Genomic DNA, 17,806 nt, shown 5'->3' with positions numbered 1-17,806 from the left:
TCGTCCCCTCTGTCCTGACTCTGTCCAGAGGGTGGAACCGCCGCGCAGAGAGGGCTATACGCTTCAAAAAGGCTGCAAAATTGGGCATTCTTCGCATGTGGTGACCATGGACGTACGGCCTCAGCTCATCGACGCACTTTCCGCCCTGCGCGACCGTGTCGCCGCCGTGCGTCTTCCACTGCCCCTGCCGGGGGCCGAACGCGCCCGGCAGACCAGGGTCGAACTCCTCGCCCAGCTCGACGACTACCTCCTGCCGCGCCTCAAGGACCCCGAGGCGCCGCTGCTCGCCGTGATCGGCGGATCCACCGGAGCCGGGAAGTCCACCCTGGTCAACTCGCTGGTGGGATGCCGGGTCAGCCAGGCCGGGGTGCTGCGGCCCACCACACGGACCCCGGTACTGGTCTGCCACCCGGACGACCACCACTGGTTCGCCGGGGTACGGGTGCTGCCGCAACTCACCCGGATCTGGCTGCCGCCGGGTCAGGAGCCCGACCCGGACGGGCTGGACGACCTTGCCGCGCGGGGAGGGGACGGGGAGACCGCGCTGCGGGTGGAGACCGCGGTGAGCCTGCCCCGCGGGCTCGCGCTCCTGGACGCCCCCGACATCGACTCGCTCGTCGTCCGCAACCGCGTCCTCGCCGCCGAACTCATCTGCGCCGCCGACGTCTGGGTGATGGTCACCACCGCCTCGCGCTACGCCGACGCGGTGCCCTGGCATCTGCTGCGTGCCGCGAAGGAGTACGACGTGGCCCTCGTCACCGTCCTCGACCGGGTGCCCCACCAGGTCATCGCCGAGGTGTCCCGGCAGTACGCGGCACTGCTGACCCGGGCAGGCCTCGGGGACGTACCCCGGTTCACCATCCCGGAACTGCCCGAGTCCGCGGGCGGCGGCAGCGGACTGCTCCCCACCACGGCCGTCGCCCCGCTGTGCGCCTGGCTCACCCACCGGGCCCAGGACCCCGCCGCCCGGCAGCAGGCGGTGGGGCGCACCGCCTCCGGCGTCATCGAGTCGCTCAACGTTCGGATGCCTCAACTGGCCTCCGCAGTCGCCGCCCAGTACGCCGCCTCCGTACGGCTGACCGGGGTGGTCGAGGACGCGTACGGCAAGGAGGCCGCCCGGATCGGACGCCGCCTCCACAGCGGGGCGGTGCTCTCAGGGGACGCGCGGACCCGGTGGCGCGGCTACCCGCTCTACAGCTCGCCCGAGGAACTCCTCGAAGCCCTCGTCGACAGCCTGGTGGCCCTGCTCCAGTGCTCGGTCTCCGCCGCCGACGAACAGATCCGCACCCAGTGGCGCCGCGAGCCCGCCGGGGCCCTGTTCCGGTTCGAGGACGCCGGGCGGGAGGCCGGGGGCTGGGGGCCCGCCGAGGACGTCGAAGGGCGGATCGCCGTCGCCGTACGCCGGTGGCGGCGGGTCCTGGAGGAGCTGGCCGAGGAGGAGGTGCGCCAGCTCGACCGCAGCGTGGCGCCCGCCCCCGAGAGCGTCGCCGCACTGCTCGCGGCCGCCCTCCTCGGCGGACGGCGCGCCCGTGCGGCGGGGGAGCAGCTCGCCGAACGCATCGGCGCCCAGGGCGCGCTGCGCCTCCGCGACAAGGGCGGCGAGCTGCTGACGGCCTACCTCGACCAGATCCTCGGCGGCGAACGCGACCGCCGCCTCGCCCCGCTCGACGCGCTCGACGTCGCCCCCGAACCCCAGGCCGAACTGATCGCCGCGCTTTCCGTACTGCAGAAGGAGAGGTGGCAGCGATGACCGCCGTCACGGACGAGGACAACGGCAAGGGCAACGGCACGGAGAAGGCGGGCGACCCCGAGAACGGGGCAGGACGCCGGCGCGAGGACGGACGCTGGGACGACGGGCTCATCGCCCGGCGCGCCGCGGCGGCCGAGGCCCGCGAGGCCGGGCAACGCGCGCCCGGTACGTCCGGCGAGGACGACCCGGAGCCGCAGGTCGAGGCGTACGTCCCCTCCGGCGGGCCGCTGCCGCCCCGGCTGGACGCCCTGCGCGAACTCGTCGGACTCTCCCGCGCCCGGCTCGACCGGGGCACCCTCGCCGAGGCGGGACGCGTGCTCGACGAGGCCGCCGCCCGGCAGCGGCTCTCCTCGCGGCACACGGTCATCGCCGTCGCGGGGGCCACCGGCAGCGGGAAGTCGACCCTGTTCAACGCGCTCGCCGGGGCCCCGATCTCCGACACCGGGCTGCGCCGGCCCACCACCTCCCAGCCCATCGCGTGCAGCTGGACCGACGGGGCCGCCGGCCTGCTGGACCGGCTAGCCGTCCCCGGCCGGCTGCGGCGCAGGCCCCACCCCGGTCCCGCCGCATCCGACGAGGCGCTCCAGGGGCTCGTCCTGGTCGATCTGCCCGACCACGACTCGGCGGCCACCGAACACCGCGACCAGGTGGACCGGGTCCTGGCCCTGGTCGACGCGGTGATCTGGGTCGTCGACCCGGAGAAGTACGCCGACGCCGCCCTCCACGAGCGCTATCTGCGCCCGCTCGCCGGACACGCGGAGGTCACCTTCGTCGTCCTCAACCAGACCGACCGACTGCCCGGCGAGGCGGCCGACCTCGTCCTCGACGACCTGCGCCGCCTACTCGACGAGGACGGCATCGCGCTCGGCGAGCACGGCGAACCCGGCGCCACCGTCACGTCCCTGTCCGCGCTCACCGGCGACGGGGTGCCCGAACTCCGCGAGATGGTCGGCCGCTTCGTCCAGGACCGCACGGCCGCCGCCCGCCGCCTCTCCGCCGACGTCGACGCGGCGGCGGCGCGGCTGCGCCCGGTGTACGTGGCCGAAGGCCGGCCCGGACTCGGTGAGCGGGCCCGCGAGGAGTTCACCGACCGGCTGGCCGAGGCCGTCGGCGCGGCGGCCGCCGGACAGGCCGCCGAGCGGGAGTGGCGCAGGAACGCCGGACGGGCCTGCGGGACGCCGTGGCTGCGGCTCTGGCGCTGGTACGAGAACCGGGGCCTGCCCGGCAGTCTCGACCGGATGGGCCAGGCGCTCACCCCGCCCGAGGAGGAACTGACGGCCCGGCAGCGGGTCGAGCACGCGGTCCGGATCGTCGCGGACGACGCCGCCGACGGGCTGCCGGGCCCCTGGGCGCAGGCGGTGCGCGAGGCGGCGTTCAACGGGGCGAAGGGGCTGCCCGAGGCGCTGGACGAACTGGCGGTCAAGGCCGGGGCCCCCGGGACGGCCCGGCGGGGCGGCGGCGGGACGGCGGGCGCTCAGGGCCTCGGCGGGACACCGCTCGGCGGCCGGGCCGCCAAGCCGCCCCGGCCGAAGTGGTGGCCGGCCGCGGTGCTGGCCCAGGCGTCGATGACGCTCCTCCAGATCTTCGGCGGCCTGTGGCTGGTCGGCCAGATCATCGGCGTCCTGGAGCCCGGACTCGTCACGCCCGCGCTCATCATGCTGGCCGGAGTCGTCGGCGGCCCGCTGGTGGAGTGGGCCTGCGCCGCGGCCATCCGGGGGCCGGCCAGGCGGTACGGGCAGGACGCCGAGCGGCGACTGCGCGAGGCGGCGGCCGGGTGCGGCCGGGCCAGGGTCCTGGACCCGGTCGCGGCCGAACTGGTGCGCTACCGGGAAGTGCGCGAGCGGTACGTGACGGTGACGGAGTTCTCCACAACCGGCCGGTAGTCCACAGGCCCCGACGCGATTCCCGCCCGGCGCCCACCATGGAGTCCGCACGACACCGCCGTACGACGGGGTACGAGCGGATGAGTGGTGCGATGCGGTACGAGAGGGAAAACGGGGCGGGAAATGAACGAGACCTTGGTGACACTGGTGGGAAACGCCGCCACGGCGGTGGAGTTCCGGGAGACGGCCACCGGCGGAATGGCGCGATTCCGTTTCGCCGTCACCCCGCGGCGCTGGGACCGCGGGAAACAGCTCTGGACCGACGGCCGCACCAGCTTCTACACCGTCTGGTCCTGGCGAACGCTCGCCGCGAATCTGGCCGGTTCCGTCTCGGTCGGAGAACCCCTGGTCGTGCACGGCCGGTTGAAGGTCCGCATGGAGGAACAGGACGGTCAGCGAAGGACGTTCGTCGACGTCGAGGCCATCGCGGTCGGCCACGACCTGAGCCGCGGAACGGCCGCCTTCCGCCGGGCGGCCAGAACGGAACCCGTTCTGACGGAGCGTCCGGTACGGGTGACGGACGGCGACACGGAGGAGTCGCCGAAACAGTTCGAACAGACAGGCGCAATGGCGGCTGTGTCCTGAAAAGGCTGATCGGTGACAAGCGCGGCGGCATCCCGCGGTAACGATTCCGATTCGGAATGGTTGTGCAAGGGCAGTACGGGGGACTGTCCTTCGCCCGTTCTTTAGGATTCCCAGTGCTCACGGGTCACTTGGGTCTGCTGGCGAGGCATTCCCCACACGCGCACCATGTGCGAGGGCCTCGCCCGGAGGGGAATTCTGTGTTTTCTGCGTTTTCAGCGTCCGCCGCGTCGTCCGGCCCGACGGGGGCGCCGCCCGGCCGCGGGATCCTCCGCCCGGTCGCGGCGCTGCTGCTCTCCGGTCTCGTCGCGGCTGCCGCACTCGTCGGCGCCGGACCGGCGGCGGCGGCCGACGACCCGGGCCGGCACCACGGCGGCGCGGCCGCGGTGCTCGACGGGCTGAAGACCTTCGACAGCGCCGTGCTCCGCATCGCGGGGAAGCGCGGTGCGCCCGACCGGACCCAGGAACTGCCCGCCGGACTGTTCGAGATGACCGTGGACGGCGGCGGCAAGCTCAAGACCTACTGCATCGACCTCCACAACCCCACCCAGGACCAGGCGAAGTACCTGGAGACGCCCTGGGCCGAGACCTCGCTGAGCGGCAACCGGAACGCGGGGAAGATCCGCTGGATCCTCCAGCACTCCTACCCCCAGGTCGACGACCTGGCCGCGCTCGCCGAAGCGGCCGGCACCGGCCCGCTGACCGAGCGGACCGCCGCCGCCGGAACCCAGGTCGCCATCTGGCGCTACTCGGACGACGCCGACGTCACCGCGTCGGACAAGCAGGCGGAGAAGCTCGCCGACTGGCTGCAGCGCAGCGCGCGCGACACGAAGGAGCCCCGGGCCTCGCTCACCCTGGAACCGGCCGCCGTCGCCGGGCGGGCCGGTGAGCTGCTCGGCCCCGTGACCGTCCGTACCGACGCGGGCCAGGTCTCGGTGTCGCCCCCGGTGGACGCGGCGGCCAGCGGCATCGCGGTCACGGACGAGAAGGGCGCCCCCGTCACCGCCGCGGCGGACGGGGACCGGCTCTACTTCGCCGTACCGAAGGACACCGCGGACGGCACCGCCTCCCTGGCCGTCCAGGCCACCACCTCCGTGCCGGTCGGCCGGGCCTTCGCCGGGGCCGGCCGCACCCAGACCCAGATCCTGGCCGGTTCCAGCGAGTCCACGGTCTCCGCCCGGGCCGGCGCCACCTGGGCCGAAACGGGCGCCGCCCCCGCGCTGAGCGCGCGGAAGAACTGCGCCGCGGGCGGTGTGGACGTCACGGCCGCCAACCGGGGCGACCAGCCCTTCACCTTCGAGCTGGCCGGCACCGAGCACACCATCGCCGCGGGGGCCACCCGCACGGTGACGGTCCCCGTCGCCGAGGACCAGGCGTACGACTTCACCATCACCGGGCCCGCCGGGTTCGGCAGGACCTTCACCGGGGTGCTGGACTGCGCCACCAGCGGCAGCGTCCTGGACCGGGAGGGCGAGGGCGCCGACGGCAACGACGTCGGCACGCAGAGCGCCCAGCAGTCCGTCCCGGCCACCACCGGCTCCGGTACGTCGGGGCTGGAGGGCGACCTCGCCGCGACGGGCGGCTCCAGCGCCACCCCGATGCTCGCCGCCGTCGCCATCGGGCTGCTCGTCGTGGGCGGCGGAGCGGTCTTCCTCCTCCGCCGGAAGCAGCCGGCCGCCGACGGTGAGTGAGAGCCCGGACGCAGGCGGTGACCCCGTCGCTGTGTCGATCCCCGGACGGGTTTCCGTCCGGGGACGGCCGTCAGGCAAGATGGGGTGTATCTGCCCACACCTCTATTGCTGCCGGACGGTTTCTCTTGGCTGAGTTCATCTACACCATGCGCAAGACGCGCAAGGCGCACGGCGACAAGGTGATCCTTGATGACGTCACCTTGAACTTCCTGCCCGGCGCCAAGATCGGTGTCGTGGGGCCCAACGGCGCCGGTAAGTCCACGGTGCTGAAGATCATGGCGGGCTTGGAGCAGCCGTCCAACGGTGACGCGTTCCTGTCGCCGGGGTACAGCGTCGGCATCCTCATGCAGGAGCCGAAGCTGGACGAGGCGAAGACCGTCCTGGAGAACGTCCAGGACGGCGCCGCCGAGATCATGGGCAAGCTCAAGCGCTTCAACGAGGTCGCGGAGCTCATGGCGACCGACTACTCCGACGCGCTGATGGAGGAGATGGGCAAGCTCCAGGAGGACCTGGACCACGCAGGCGCGTGGGACCTGGACGCCCAGCTGGAGCAGGCCATGGACGCCCTGGGCTGCCCGCCCGGCGACTGGCCGGTCACCAACCTCTCCGGTGGCGAGAAGCGCCGCGTGGCGCTCTGCAAGCTCCTCATCGAGGCCCCGGACCTGCTCCTCCTGGACGAGCCCACCAACCACCTCGACGCCGAGTCGGTGAACTGGCTGGAGCAGCACCTCTCGAAGTACCCGGGTGCCGTCGTCGCCGTCACCCACGACCGGTACTTCCTGAACAACGTCGCCGAGTGGATCCTGGAGCTCGACCGCGGCCGCGCGATCCCCTACGAGGGCAACTACTCCACGTACCTGGAGCGCAAGGCCACCCGCCTCAAGGTCGAGGGCCGCAAGGACGAGAAGCGCCAGAAGCGGCTCAAGGAAGAGCTGGAGTGGGTGCGGTCGAACGCCAAGGGGCGCCAGACCAAGTCCAAGGCCCGTCTCGCGCGGTACGAGGAGATGGCGGCCGAGGCCGACAAGATGCGGAAGCTGGACTTCGAGGAGATCCAGATTCCGCCGGGCCCGCGGCTCGGTTCCATCGTCGTCGAGGTCGAGCACCTCTCGAAGGCCTTCGGCGACAAGGTCCTCATCGACGACCTGTCGTTCACGCTGCCCCGTAACGGCATCGTCGGCATCATCGGTCCGAACGGCGCCGGCAAGACCACGCTGTTCAAGATGATCCAGGGCCTGGAGACGCCGGACAGCGGCGCCATCAAGGTCGGCGACACGGTCAAGATCTCCTACGTCGACCAGTCCCGCGCCAACATCGACCCGAAGAAGACCCTCTGGGCCGTCGTCTCGGACGAGCTGGACTACATCAACGTCGGCCAGGTCGAGATGCCCTCGCGCGCCTACGTCTCCGCGTTCGGCTTCAAGGGCCCGGACCAGCAGAAGCCGGCCGGCGTCCTCTCCGGTGGTGAGCGCAACCGCCTCAACCTGGCCCTCACGCTCAAGGAGGGCGGCAACCTGCTGCTCCTCGACGAGCCCACCAACGACCTGGACGTCGAGACGCTCTCCTCGCTGGAGAACGCCCTCCTGGAGTTCCCGGGCGCCGCAGTGGTCATCTCCCACGACCGCTGGTTCCTGGACCGCGTCGCCACGCACATCCTCGCCTACGAGGGTGACTCCAAGTGGTACTGGTTCGAGGGCAACTTCGAGTCGTACGAGAAGAACAAGGTCGAGCGTCTCGGCGCGGACGCGGCGCGCCCGCACCGTGCCACGTACAAGAAGCTCACGCGAGGCTGATCGTCTTGGCTCGTCACCTCTACAGCTGCCCCCTGCGCTGGTCGGACATGGACGCCTTCGGCCACGTCAACAACGTGGTCTTCCTCCGCTACCTGGAGGAGGCGCGCATCGACTTCATGTTCCGGCTGGCGCCCGGGGACGGCTCGCCGTCGTTCTCGGGCGGGTCCGTCGTCGCCCGGCACGAGATCGACTACGTACGGCCGCTGGTCCACCGGCACGAGCCGGTGACCGTCGAGTCGTGGGTCACGAAGATCGGCGCCGCGTCCCTGACGATCGCCTATGAGATCAAGGACGCCGACCAGGTGTACGTCCGCGCGTCGACCGTCGTCGTGCCGTACGACCTGGCGGCGGAGCGGCCCCGGCGGATCTCCGCCGAGGAGAAGCTCTTCCTCCAGCAGTACCTGGCAGAGGAGCCCGCCGCGGCATGACCGTGCCCGTGCAGTCGCTGCGGTTCGACGACGCGAGGGAGGCGGCGGATCTCGCCGCCTTCCTCGGCCGGCTGCTCCACTACGACCGGGCCGCCGCGGTCCGGCTGCAGGCGGGCGGCGGCGACGCACTGGCGGTGTTCGGCCGCCCGCCCTCCTTCGAGGTCCTCGCCATCCGCACCGCCCGCCTGGCCCGCCCCGAGACGCTCGACGTCACGGTGTCGGCCGGGGAGCTGCTGGAAACCCTCGACGTTTCCGCTACGGCCGACGCCGGTGCGAGTGGTGCGCTGCCCGCCCCCGTCACCGGGCCGCCCTGGACCGGTGTCCTGCCGCCCCGCGGGCCCTGGCGGGAGCAGGCAGGTCTGCCCCGCCCCGACGCCCTGCGCGCCGCTCTCGACACGGCCGTCGCCGAGTTCCGTACGCGGGACGAGGCGCTGCCCGAAGAGCTGCGCACCCGTGCCGGACGCGACCGGATCGGCCGCGAGATCTGGTCCCGGCCGGTCGGCACCACGGACCTGCCCCTGCGCGCCGTGCACGCCGCCCAGTCCCTCGGCTTCCTGCGCCCCGACCCGGACTTCCCGGTCTCGCTGCTCGCCGCAGGCGGCTGGCTGCGGCTGCGCACGCCGTTCGGCTCGATCGCGCTGCGCCGCGACCCGGCCGGCGGGCTCGGCGGGCTCGGTCTGTCGGTCGAGCCCGGCTGACCCGCCGGACCCGGCGGGCCTACTTCTCCTTCGGGGCCTTCGAGGACCCGTCCGGCTTCTCCGGGGCGTTCTCCGGCGCCCCGTGAGCGTCCGGCCAGACGCCGATGTGGTCCCGCTCCAGCTCCAGCAGCACCCGGTGCTCCATGCCCAGCGTCTGCGTGTAGTCCGCGGGCAACTGGAGCCGTCCCGCCCGGTCGAGCATCGCGTACTCCCGGGCCACCTGCGACTCCTGGCCCGTCGCCGCGTCCACCTCCGTGCGGCGCAGCACCTCGGAGGACGTACGGCCGTCGCGGATGGCGACCGTGCGCCGCACCTCGTTCGCGACCGCCTGGTCATGGGTGACGATCACGATCGAGGTGCCCAACTCCTCGTTGGCCCGCCGGAACGCGGCGAAGACCTGCTCCCCGGTCGCCGAGTCCAGCTCGCCGGTCGGCTCGTCCGCGAGGAGCACGGACGGGGAGTTGGCGAGCGCCACCGCGATGGCCACCCGCTGCTGCTGCCCGCCGGACAACTGCTGGGGCCGCCGGTCGCGGCAGTCGGCGATGTCGAGCATGGCGAGCAACGACTCGGCACGGGCCGCCCGTTCGCGCTTGCCGCCACCCCCGCGCAACTGCATGGGCAGGGTGATGTTCTGGATCGCAGTGAGATACGGGAGCAGATTGCGGGCGGTCTGCTGCCAGACGAACCCGACCACGTCCCGGCGGTAGCGCAGCCGTTCCTTCGGGCCCATCGACAGCAGGTCGCAGCCCGCGACCTTCGCCGACCCCGCCGTCGGCACGTCCAGGCCCGCCAGGATGTTCATCAGCGTCGACTTGCCGCTGCCCGACGCCCCCACCAGGGCCATCAACTCGCCCTCGGTGACCAGCAGGTCGAGGCCCTGCAGGGCCTGCACCTCCACCCCGTCCGTGGTGAAGATCCGCACCACCCGGTCGCAGGCGATCAGCGCGTCGTGCCCGTAGGAGGGGCGGTCCCGGCGGGCCGCGGCCCGCTGCTCCAGCTCCGCCAGCGTCGTCTCGGCGGCCCCTGCGGTACCGGCGGTCTCGGTGGACGAGGTCATCGGGAGTCTCCTGCCCTGAGTTCGGTGATCGATCCGCGGCGGCTCGCCCACCACGCCTGAACGCCCGCGACCGCCGCGGCGAGCGCCACGACACCGGCGGCCGGCAACCCCAGCGACCAGAGGTCGGTGCGCAGCGCGACGGGTCCGGTGTCCGATCCGGCGACGCCCGCGAGCGCCAGCGGGACCAGATCGACGCCGGGGGAGAGCAGGGCGATGGTCGCCCAGCCGGTGAACAGGCCGCCGACCGCCGCCAGCAGCGCCTGCGGCGTCGCCTCGAAGGCCAGCAGCCGCCTGCCCTGCCCGGTGGTGAGCCCCATCGTGCGAAGCCGCGCCAGCAGCGTCCTGCGTTCCGGCGCGGTCTGGAGCAGCGACAGCAGGACGGCAAGCAGCGCGTATCCGGCGCCCGCCGCGACGGCCGCGAGGTAGATCCGCTCGGCCCCCGCCTGCATCGGGGTGTTCACATACCGCGCGCGCTCCTCGGAACGCAGCTGTACGACGAACTCCTTGCCGCTCTCGCCGACCGCCGCACGCAGCTCCCCGGGGTCCGGCGCTCCGGTGAGGAGCAGGGTGGTGGGCGCCTGCTGCTCCAGGGAGGCGGAGTTCACGATCAGGAAGTCCGTGGGGGAGACCGCGGCGGCGCGCGCGGTGGTCCCCACGACCTGGACCTCGAAGTCCCCGGACAGCGTCTCGACGGTGCGCGGCTCCTTGCCCAGGCGGGCCGCCACCGCCGGTGAGGCGATGGCCGGCAGGACGCGCCCGGAGTCGGCCTTCGCGCCCTCGGGCAGCGGGGCCGAGGGGCCGGTGGCCCGCAGCCGGGCGACCGGGAAGGCAGGCAGCCCATGGGTGCGGGCCAGCCGGGCGTACGAGGCGGGATCGACGCCCACCAGGGCCGCGGTGCCCGCGTCACCGCCGTCCGTACCCGTACCGGCGTCGTCCGGGCCCGCGCTCGGAGCACCGCCGCCGGCGGCCACGGCCTCCGGCATGGTCACGCTGTACTCGACCCGTACCGGCGCCGCGCTCCGTACCCCGTCCAGGTCGCTCACCGTGCGGACCAGCTCGTCGGGCAGCGTCGCCCGTTCGGCCATGCCGCTGATCCGGGCGTCCGCCCCGACGGACGCCAGTGCCGCCTCGTCCCGTGCGTCCCCGATGCCGGCGATCACCGAGCCGCCGAACGCCGCCGTGGCCAGCGCCAGCAGCAGCGCGAGCAGCGGCAGCGCCCCGCCGGCCGAGGAACGGCCGGCACGGGCCAGCGAGAGGAAGCCGATCGCCCCGCGCAGCCGGGCCATGGGCCGTGCGGCGAGCCGCAGCGGCAGCGGGTAGAGCCGGACCAGGACCAGCGCCGCGATCAGCGCGACCAGCACGGGGGCGGCGCTGACCAGCAGGTCGGTGCCGCCCGCGGCCGACGTACCGCGACGGCGCAGCGCCGTCACCGCGCCGACCGCCAGCACGAGCAGGGTCAGTTCGGCGACGGTCCGCCGGCGTGAGGGGCGGGCGCTCACCACGTCCTCGCGCGCACCGTGCAGCGTGGGCCGGATGTGCTGGAGCGTCGTCCGCACGGGAAGGGCGACGCACACCAGGAGGCCGACGCCGGTCGCGGCCAGCGCCCCCGGCCACCATCGGCCCTCGTCCACCACCAGCACCGCGAGCAGCAGTCCGAGCGCGCTCGCGGGCAGCACGGTCACCGCGGTCTCCGCGAACAGCCGGCCGCCGATGCCGCGCAGCGAGCCGCCGCGTGAGCGCATCAGCGCCAGTTCGCCGCGGCGGCGGGCGGCGATCAGGGCGCCGGTCATCAGCAGGACGACGGCGGCCACGGACCCGATGCCGAGGGCGGCGACCGCGATCACCGGACCGATCGCGTCACGCATCCGCGCGTTGGCCTCCACGATGTGACCGAGCCCGGTGGCGACCGTCGCGGTGTCCCCGGCGGTCCTCCGCACCTTCAGCAGCCCGGGGCCGCTCTCCAGGGAGGCGATGACGGACGTCAGCCTGGCGCCGTCGGGGCCGGTCAGCCGGGAGGGGTCGGGCGGGATCCGCCAGAAGAGGGAGGGCTCTGTGGCCGTGCTCAGGAGGGCAGGACCGGCGTCCTCGGCCAGCAGGACGGTGCCGGTCCAGTAGTACACCGGGAAGGGGCTCCCGGGGTCCGGGACCAGGGACGGGGTGCGCAGCAGCGGATCGGCGGACCAGTAGCTGCCCCGCGGGTCACGCGGAGCCACGATGCCGGTGATCGTCACGGTGATCGGTTCCTGGGCCGCGGTGAGCAGCGTGACCGTCGCGCCGACCTTCACCTTCAGATCGGCCGCCGTCTCCTCGGTGACCGCGCCCTGCACCGCACGGGAGTCCGAGGTCACCTCGTCCGGCGTCGCCGGCCAGGCCCCCGACGCCAGGGTGGCGTGGTCCTTCAGACCCGACTGCGCCACATACGTGAGCTGCGGCGGAATCGCGTCGGGCCGCGGCAGCCAGGGCTCGTCCGCGACGGCCGGCTTCGTGGTGCGCACGCCGTACGCGACCGACGAGGTGTCGGCGCGCAGCGGTGCGGGCATGGCCTTCACGAGCGCCTCGCCGACCCGCGCCAGTTCGGGGCTCCGCACCTCGGCGTCCCGCTGCTCCCGCGGCAGTTCCAGACCGGGCTGCGGGCGGGCGATCTCCACGGCACTGCGGCCGGCGTCGGCCGTCAGGATGTCGTGGCGCAGCCCCTTCGTCTCGTACGCGTCCACGGCCCGCGGGAACGCCGCGGCGAGGAACGCCGTCACCAGCACCAGCACCGCGAGGGCCGCCGCCGCACCGGGCGCGGTACGCAGCCGGGTACGTATCCACGGGGCGGAGGCCGCCCGATTGTTGTGACGCATGTCAGTGGTCCCCCTGGTGGCGCAGTGTGACCGCCGGGTCCCCGCGGCGGAGCGCCATCGTCGCGACGATCAGGAGCGGCAGGGCGGCGACCCCGGCCAGCAGCGCCGCGACCTGTCCGGCGGGCAGCTCGACCAGCACCGACGGAACCGGCTGGTCCGCCTGCCCGGTCAACACGATCAGCGGGACGACGGCCCGGGTCAGCACCGTGCCGATGCCGAGCCCGATCAGCAGGCCGAGGGCGATCAGCACACCCTGTTCGGCGGCGATCATCCGGGCCAGCTGGCGGCGCGGAGCACCGAGCGCCCGCAGCACGCCGAGCTCGGCGGAGCGTTCGCGCCGGGACCCCGAGGCGCTGACCGCGAAGCCGACCGCCGCCAGCGCGGCGGCGACCACCGCGACGGCCCGCAGCGCGGACTGCGGTCCGGCTCCCAGCGGGTCGTCCACCAGTTGCCGGGCGGCCTCCGCGCGGACCCGCACCTGGGCCGGGTCGGTGTCCGGCAGGGCGCGCAGGGCGGCGGCCGCCTTCGCGGCGTCGCCCGGGGCGGCGCTCAGCCACCATTCGGTCGCAGCGATCGTGGCCGTCGGCCGGTGGGCCAGGACCTCGGTGACGGCCTTGAGGTCCAGCAGCAGAGCGCCGCCGCTCGGCACCTGGTCCGCGGCGCCGGACAGTTCGGCGGCCCCGGTGGTCGGCAGCCGGCGCACCGACTCCACCAGGGTCACCCGGATGGTGTTCCCGGCCAGGGTGAGGTCGATCTCGTCGCCCAGCTTCGCGTCGGTGCTCTTCAGGTAGGCGTCCGTGGCGACCGCCCTGACCGTCGTGGCCTTCGGCCGGGCGGCGGTGATCCGCAGGAGGCCGTTGGTCAGCTCCCAGGTGTCCTCGCTGTCCACACCGGTGTCGTACGTGAAGTCCGGCAGCGCCGATGTCCCGTTGCGGACCGGCGGTTCACCCGGCCGGTCCTCACCGAACTCGGTGAGCGTCATGGACGCGTCCCAGCGCACAGATCCCGGTGCCGGTACCGGGCGTTCGGTGCCGGAGCCGGTGACCACCCGTACGTCGCTCACAGAGACCCTGCGCTGCTGCGCGTAGTCGTACGGCGCTTCGCCGTCCACCTCGATGCCGGTCACGGCCAGGCCACCCGCCGCCGACACCGGTACGGAAACCGCGACCGGGCGGCCGTCCACGGGCACGGGACCGGCCAGGGCCCGGTAGGGGAGGCCGTAGCGGTCCTCCAGGAGCACGGTGACCACCGGCGGTGCCGGGTCCTCCTGGCCCGGGGAGGCCCCGGAGCGCTTCGGCGACACCGTGGTGATCCGCAGGTCCAGCTTCAGCCGGGTGCTGTCCTTCGGGAGTACGAGCCCGGGGCGCGGGGCCCGCTCCGGGGAGATGGCCTCGAACATCCGGCGCGGGCTCTTGTCGGTCAGGTCGGAGCGCATCAGCATCCGCTCGTCCGCGTGGGCCGTGTCCAGGGCGAGGACCTCGGCGATGCGCCCACCGGAGACCTCCACGTCCGCCCGGTAGGCGGGGGCCGCCTGCCGCACGCCCGCCAGGGTGCTGTACGCGCCGGCCGCCGCCGCACCGCTTCCGTGCCCGCCCACGAGCCGGACCGAGGCGCCGGAGCCGAAGTCGGCCTGGTCGGCCTGCGAGCGGTTCCAGGAGGCGCTCTGCCCGATCGCCAGCATGCCCATCGCGACCGACAGGACCAGCAGCAGCACCGGCCCCGCGCCGCGCAACGGGCGGCGGCTGAACTGCCAGCCCGCAAGGGCCGCGGGGAGCCCCCGGCCCTTGGCCGCACGCCGTTCGGCGAGCTTCGCGGCGGGCGGCAGCAGGCGCAGCGTGAGGACCGTGCCGGCGAGCAGCGCCAGTGCGGGAGCGGTGACCAGCAGGGGGTCGATCCCGAGATCGCCCGACTGGTCGCCGCTGAGCGCCCCGCTGCCGGACTGCCGGTCCAGCTGCCAGTACGCCACCGCCGCGATGAGCAGCAGCCCGAGGTCCGCGCCCGCCCGCACCGGGCCGGGCAGTGACGCGGCCCGGGACCTGCGCCCGCTCGCCCCGGCCGTCAGCGACGGGGCCACCACGGCCAGGGCACAGGCCAGCGCGACGGCAGCCGAGACCAGCCACACGGTGCCGGTCGAGGCCTCCCCGGCCTTCAGCCCGATCCGCGACAGGGCACTGCGCTCGGCCAGCAGTCCGGTCAGCGGCCCCGCGAGCAGCGGGGCGACCACCGCGGCCGGCACGGCCAGCAACAGCGCCTCGATCGCGGCGAACGAGGTGATCCTGCCCCGGGAACCGCCCCGGGCCCGCAGCAGTTCGCGTTCGCCGTCGCGCTCGCTGTTCAGCAGCCGGGCCACGAGCAGCAGGGCGTACGCGGCGAGCAGCACCAGCTGCACCGCGACGATCATCAGCGTGGAGCGGGAGACCAGCAGCGCCCGGTCGAGCTGGTCGAGCACGGTGGGCAGCGACGTCCGCGCGGTGACGCCGGACGCGAACACCGGCGCGGCGGTAAGGGCCTTCGGGGCGTCGGCCGACGCCTGGCGCAGCCCCTCCATGGAGCCGGTGGTCAGCGTGGCGAAGTCGGCGGCCGCCAGCCAGGAAGTCTCCCCGTCGGCGAGCGACCCGGAGGCGAGGACCGAAGGGTCGGTGAGCAGGGGACCGTACGTCGTGAAGGCGAGCTCGCGCACCCCGCGCCCGCCGAGCGGGTCCAGCTGCCAGTACGGATCCGACTGGTCGGCCGCCTCGAAGACGCCGACGACCAGCACCTGCTGCTTCTTGTCGCGCAGCCGGTCGGTGACGGTGAGCCGCGCGCCCGGCTTCAGCTTCAGCGCCTCGGCGGCGACGACGGGCAGGGCGACCTGGACGGGGCCGGCGCCGTCGGGGGCCGCGGGCGCCTTGCCCTCGGTGATCCGCACCCGGCCCAGGTCGAGGGCGGCGAAGTGGGTGAGGTCCGGCTCGCCGCGCCGGGCGGCCGGGTCCTGGAGGCTCCGCGGCAGCGCGTACGACCCCGAACTCTCCAGCTTGCCCACCGTCACGGGCAGCCCGTCGAAGGCGTCGCGGGAGGCCTTGCGGACGGCGTCATCGGCCTCCGCGCGCTGTTCGTGGTCCACCGAGGAGGAGACGACGAGGGCGGCGGAGGCGGCCGACCCGTGGGTGAGCGTGTGGCGCAGGGCCGCGTCGCCCACGGAACCGGAGAACGCGGTGAGCGCGGCCAGGACGGATGTGGTCAGCAGGACGGCGAGGACGGCGGCGGAGAGCAGGAGGCGATGAGCCCTCACCCGCAGAAGGACGAAACCCGTCACCTGATCCCCCAGCCCCGGAAAGCACCGCACGCGCACGCCCCCCGGCGTACCGGTGATGCTTTCAGAGGCGACCGGGTTCTGGTAACCGCTTGCGGGTCCACCTTGATGCGATCGTGATCGTTATGCGGAGATGGAGCGTCGGATTCCGGAGTTATCCGGTCACGGATCGCTCAGCTGTCACTCACAGGTGATCCATCGGTGCCCGGACGTGATCAGTCCGCGGTGTTGACCATCGAGGCGGCGGCGTACGTCAGGTAGTCCCACAACTGCCGCTCGTGCTCGGGCGCGAGCCCCAGCTCGTCCAGCGCGACCCGCATATGGGCGAGCCAGGCGTCATGGGCCGCCCGGTCCACCCGGAACGGCGCGTGCCGCATCCGCAGCCGCGGGTGCCCCCGGCGGTCGCTGTAGGTGCGCGGGCCGCCCCAGTACTGCATCAGGAACAGCGCGAAGCGCTCCTCGGCCGGTCCCAGATCCTCCTCCGGGTACATCGGGCGCAGCAGTTCGTCGCCCGCCACGCCCTCGTAGAAGCGGTGGACCAGGCGCCGGAAGGTCGCCTCGCCGCCGACCTGCTCGTAGAAGGTCTGCTCCTGAAGCGTGTCGCGCGGGATCTCAGTCACCCGTCCATGGTCGCAGACGCACCGGCCGAGGACACGGGTCCTAGGACCAAGGGCGGGGAACCCCTCGGTCGAGGGCTCCCGGGCCGGACACCTCCGGCCGCCGCTGGCCCGCGCGGCCCCGGCGCAGGACAGTGGAGACATGGGTGCACACCGGCAAGGCCCCTCCCCGTCCGTCCCCGGCGCCGAGGCCGACGCGGCGCGGGAGGCCCTCGTGCGGGAGATCGCCGCGCGGGGCGGGTTCACCGACCCCGCCTGGCGCACGGCCTTCGCCGAGGTGCCCCGCCATCTGTTCGTGCCGTTCTACTACGTGCACGGAATCCGGGGCTTCGAGCGCCTCTGGGGCGAGGACCCCGACCCGGAGCGGCGCTCCCGCTGGCTGCGCGGCGTGTACTCGGACAGGGCGCTGGCCACCCGGCTCAAGGACGGCGAACTCGTCTCGTCCTCCAGCCAGCCGTCCCTGATGGCCCTGATGCTCGACGCCCTCGACGTACGGGACGGCAACACGGTCCTGGAGATCGGCACCGGCCCCGGCTACAACGCGGCGTTGCTCGCCCACCGGCTCGGCGACTCCGCCGTGACCAGCGTCGACCTGGACCCGGAGATCACGGAGCCGGCCCGCGTACACCTCGCCGCGGCCGGATACCGCCCGACGGTGATCACCGGCGACGGGGCCCGGGGCTGCCCGCAGCGCGCCCCGTACGACCGGATCATCGCGACCTGCACCCTGCCGTCCGTACCGGGGACCTGGCCGGAACAGTGCCGTCCGGGGGCGCGGATCCTCGCACCGCTCGCCACCGGCCTGGTCTCGCTCCAGGTCCGTGCGACGGCGCACGGACCTTGCGCCGAGGGGCACTTCCTGCACACCCCGGCCTACTTCGTGCCCCTGCGTGGGGCGCTTCCGGAGCCCGGCGGGCTCCCGCACCTCGGCGGACTGCCGCGCCGGGTGGCCGGGGACGACCTCTTCCGGTTCCTCCTGACCCTGACCGCGGGCACCCTCGATCCGCACGAGGCCCTCTCCCTCTGGGAGCGCGAGGAGCGCCCGCAGCGGGAGAGGTACGGCATCACGGTCGGCCAGGGCCGCCAGTGGGCCTGGCTCGACGACCCGCAGGGCCCGTACACCTGGCCCCTCGCCGCCGGATGAGGCGGCGCGTGCGGCCGGGTGCACGGGC

General features: G+C 73.8%; 12 protein-coding genes. 8 read left to right on the top strand and 4 right to left on the bottom strand.

Annotated features, from left to right (window positions below):
* Nucleotides 1–106: 106 nt before the first annotated feature.
* The 7 genes from IG90_RS0121710 to IG90_RS0121680 all read left to right on the top strand — a co-directional run bounded on the left by IG90_RS0121710 (nt 107) and on the right by IG90_RS0121680 (nt 8,822).
* On the top strand, nt 107–1,750 hold the full coding sequence (locus tag IG90_RS0121710) for an ATP-binding protein (RefSeq protein WP_030586924.1): 1,644 nt from the start codon (nt 107–109) through the stop codon (nt 1,748–1,750).
* Entirely contained in the window at nt 1,747–3,633 is a 1,887-nt protein-coding gene (locus IG90_RS0121705; RefSeq protein ID WP_030586920.1) for a GTPase, read from the top strand. Before IG90_RS0121710 ends, IG90_RS0121705 begins: the two co-directional genes overlap by 4 nt.
* Before the next feature lie 123 nt (nt 3,634–3,756).
* Nucleotides 3,757–4,218 carry a single-stranded DNA-binding protein gene (locus tag IG90_RS0121700; RefSeq protein WP_030586917.1) on the top strand — a complete coding sequence of 154 codons (462 nt, stop codon included), beginning with the start codon at nt 3,757–3,759 and terminating at the stop codon, nt 4,216–4,218.
* A 197-nt stretch (nt 4,219–4,415) separates the two neighbouring features.
* The gene (locus tag IG90_RS0121695) at nt 4,416–5,906 is read left to right on the top strand and encodes a Cys-Gln thioester bond-forming surface protein (RefSeq protein ID WP_030586914.1); all 1,491 of its coding nucleotides are present in this window, start codon (nt 4,416–4,418) and stop codon (nt 5,904–5,906) included.
* 125 nt (nt 5,907–6,031) lie between these two features.
* Nucleotides 6,032–7,696: an energy-dependent translational throttle protein EttA gene (gene ettA, locus IG90_RS0121690; protein WP_078585357.1), complete on the top strand. Its 1,665-nt coding sequence runs from the start codon at nt 6,032–6,034 to the stop codon at nt 7,694–7,696.
* 5 nt (nt 7,697–7,701) lie between these two features.
* On the top strand, nt 7,702–8,124 hold the full coding sequence (locus tag IG90_RS0121685) for an acyl-CoA thioesterase (RefSeq protein ID WP_030077631.1): 423 nt from the start codon (nt 7,702–7,704) through the stop codon (nt 8,122–8,124).
* Nucleotides 8,121–8,822, top strand: a complete 702-nt coding sequence (locus IG90_RS0121680) for a DUF8010 domain-containing protein (RefSeq protein ID WP_030586904.1) — start codon at nt 8,121–8,123, stop codon at nt 8,820–8,822. Before IG90_RS0121685 ends, IG90_RS0121680 begins: the two co-directional genes overlap by 4 nt.
* 19 nt (nt 8,823–8,841) lie before the next feature.
* On the opposite strand, the gene IG90_RS0121675 is transcribed toward IG90_RS0121680, so the two are convergent.
* From IG90_RS0121675 to IG90_RS0121660, 4 genes are all read right to left on the bottom strand, one after another.
* A complete protein-coding gene (locus tag IG90_RS0121675; protein WP_030586902.1) occupies nt 8,842–9,879 on the bottom strand; it encodes an ABC transporter ATP-binding protein in 1,038 nt (345 codons plus the stop codon).
* On the bottom strand, nt 9,876–12,725 hold the full coding sequence (locus IG90_RS0121670) for an FtsX-like permease family protein (protein ID WP_030586899.1): 2,850 nt from the start codon (nt 12,723–12,725) through the stop codon (nt 9,876–9,878). Before IG90_RS0121670 ends, IG90_RS0121675 begins: the two co-directional genes overlap by 4 nt.
* Before the next feature lies 1 nt (nt 12,726).
* Nucleotides 12,727–16,020, bottom strand: coding sequence for an FtsX-like permease family protein (locus IG90_RS0121665; protein WP_030586897.1), 3,294 nt, complete (start codon nt 16,018–16,020; stop codon nt 12,727–12,729).
* Nucleotides 16,021–16,232: 212 nt separating this feature from the next.
* The gene (locus IG90_RS0121660) at nt 16,233–16,637 is read right to left on the bottom strand and encodes a globin (RefSeq protein WP_030586895.1); all 405 of its coding nucleotides are present in this window, start codon (nt 16,635–16,637) and stop codon (nt 16,233–16,235) included.
* A 139-nt stretch (nt 16,638–16,776) separates the two neighbouring features.
* On the opposite strand from IG90_RS0121660, the gene IG90_RS0121655 reads away from it, so the two are divergent.
* Nucleotides 16,777–17,778 (top strand): methyltransferase domain-containing protein, encoded by a 1,002-nt coding sequence (locus tag IG90_RS0121655; protein ID WP_030586893.1) that lies wholly within the window; start codon nt 16,777–16,779, stop codon nt 17,776–17,778.
* Nucleotides 17,779–17,806: the final 28 nt, after the last annotated feature.

This window comes from Streptomyces anulatus, assembly GCF_000721175.1.
In the GTDB taxonomy this organism is placed as follows: domain Bacteria; phylum Actinomycetota; class Actinomycetes; order Streptomycetales; family Streptomycetaceae; genus Streptomyces; species Streptomyces anulatus_C.
The sequence above is the reverse complement of the archived record's forward strand: the minus strand, read 5'-3'. Positions and strand labels throughout refer to the sequence as shown.

Bases quoted from the DNA above. Each gene is read 5' to 3' on its own strand.
- IG90_RS0121710 (WP_030586924.1), top strand. From the start codon at position 107: ATGGACGTACGGCCTCAGCTCATCGACGCACTTTCCGCCCTGCGCGAC.
- IG90_RS0121705 (WP_030586920.1), top strand. From the start codon at position 1,747: ATGACCGCCGTCACGGACGAGGACAACGGCAAGGGCAACGGCACGGAG.
- IG90_RS0121700 (WP_030586917.1), top strand. From the start codon at position 3,757: ATGAACGAGACCTTGGTGACACTGGTGGGAAACGCCGCCACGGCGGTG.
- IG90_RS0121680 (WP_030586904.1), top strand. From the start codon at position 8,121: ATGACCGTGCCCGTGCAGTCGCTGCGGTTCGACGACGCGAGGGAGGCG.
- IG90_RS0121675 (WP_030586902.1), bottom strand. From the start codon at position 9,879: ATGACCTCGTCCACCGAGACCGCCGGTACCGCAGGGGCCGCCGAGACG.
- IG90_RS0121670 (WP_030586899.1), bottom strand. From the start codon at position 12,725: ATGCGTCACAACAATCGGGCGGCCTCCGCCCCGTGGATACGTACCCGG.
- IG90_RS0121655 (WP_030586893.1), top strand. From the start codon at position 16,777: ATGGGTGCACACCGGCAAGGCCCCTCCCCGTCCGTCCCCGGCGCCGAG.